Annotated in this window: 1 rRNA gene; it reads left to right on the top strand. The window is 50.4% G+C overall.

Features of this window, described 5'->3' with window-relative positions:
- Nucleotides 1-1,456: ribosomal RNA gene (locus HMPREF2642_RS02015) — 16S ribosomal RNA — on the top strand; the annotation flags it as partial.
- Between the last annotated feature and the right edge of the window lie 79 nt (nt 1,457-1,535).

Genomic DNA, 1,535 nt, shown 5'->3' on the forward strand with positions numbered 1-1,535 from the left:
GTTAGCGGCGGACGGGTGAGTAACACGTGGATAACCTACCTATAAGACTGGGATAACTTCGGGAAACCGGAGCTAATACCGGATAACATGTTGAACCGCATGGTTCAACAGTGAAAGACGGTCTTGCTGTCACTTATAGATGGATCCGCGCCGCATTAGCTAGTTGGTAAGGTAACGGCTTACCAAGGCAACGATGCGTAGCCGACCTGAGAGGGTGATCGGCCACACTGGAACTGAGACACGGTCCAGACTCCTACGGGAGGCAGCAGTAGGGAATCTTCCGCAATGGGCGAAAGCCTGACGGAGCAACGCCGCGTGAGTGAAGAAGGTCTTCGGATCGTAAAACTCTGTTATTAGGGAAGAACAAATGTGTAAGTAACTATGCACGTCTTGACGGTACCTAATCAGAAAGCCACGGCTAACTACGTGCCAGCAGCCGCGGTAATACGTAGGTGGCAAGCGTTATCCGGAATTATTGGGCGTAAAGCGCGCGTAGGCGGTTTTTTAAGTCTGATGTGAAAGCCCACGGCTCAACCGTGGAGGGTCATTGGAAACTGGAAAACTTGAGTGCAGAAGAGGAAAGTGGAATTCCATGTGTAGCGGTGAAATGCGCAGAGATATGGAGGAACACCAGTGGCGAAGGCGACTTTCTGGTCTGTAACTGACGCTGATGTGCGAAAGCGTGGGGATCAAACAGGATTAGATACCCTGGTAGTCCACGCCGTAAACGATGAGTGCTAAGTGTTAGGGGGTTTCCGCCCCTTAGTGCTGCAGCTAACGCATTAAGCACTCCGCCTGGGGAGTACGACCGCAAGGTTGAAACTCAAAGGAATTGACGGGGACCCGCACAAGCGGTGGAGCATGTGGTTTAATTCGAAGCAACGCGAAGAACCTTACCAAATCTTGACATCCTCTGACCCCTCTAGAGATAGAGTTTTCCCCTTCGGGGGACAGAGTGACAGGTGGTGCATGGTTGTCGTCAGCTCGTGTCGTGAGATGTTGGGTTAAGTCCCGCAACGAGCGCAACCCTTAAGCTTAGTTGCCATCATTAAGTTGGGCACTCTAAGTTGACTGCCGGTGACAAACCGGAGGAAGGTGGGGATGACGTCAAATCATCATGCCCCTTATGATTTGGGCTACACACGTGCTACAATGGACAATACAAAGGGTAGCGAAACCGCGAGGTCAAGCAAATCCCATAAAGTTGTTCTCAGTTCGGATTGTAGTCTGCAACTCGACTACATGAAGCTGGAATCGCTAGTAATCGTAGATCAGCATGCTACGGTGAATACGTTCCCGGGTCTTGTACACACCGCCCGTCACACCACGAGAGTTTGTAACACCCGAAGCCGGTGGAGTAACCTTTTGGAGCTAGCCGTCGAAGGTGGGACAAATGATTGGGGTGAAGTCGTAACAAGGTAGCCGTATCGGAAGGTGCGGCTGGATCACCTCCTTTCTAAGGATATATTCGGAACATCTTCTTCGAAGATGAAAAGGATTAACGTGACATATTGTATTCAGTTTTGAATGTTTAT

The sequence above is a fragment of the Staphylococcus sp. HMSC055A09 genome (genome assembly GCF_001809655.1).
In the GTDB taxonomy this organism is placed as follows: domain Bacteria; phylum Bacillota; class Bacilli; order Staphylococcales; family Staphylococcaceae; genus Staphylococcus; species Staphylococcus capitis.